The following is a 262-nucleotide window of genomic DNA, read 5'->3' on the forward strand; positions in this document are numbered from 1 at the left end:
GGCGGCCCTCTAGATAGCCGCCTCCCTGGACGGGGACGCCGCCGGGACGAACTGGAGAAGACCTTGGTTTTCTTAAGTTTGCAGGCGTCGGAACGGTTCAGGTGTCGGCCATTTCGGGCGGTTCGGGTTGATCTCGAAGTTCTCGGAAAGACTGAAAAGTCTGGTTGACAGAAACGGGGCGGCCCCCTAGATAGCCGCCTCCGCCGACCACCGGCGCTAAACAGTGGGGCTGGCGGAGCCGGTCACGGTCTTTGACATCGTT

The organism is Ensifer sp. Root954, assembly GCF_001429005.1.
Taxonomy (GTDB): domain Bacteria; phylum Pseudomonadota; class Alphaproteobacteria; order Rhizobiales; family Rhizobiaceae; genus Ensifer; species Ensifer adhaerens.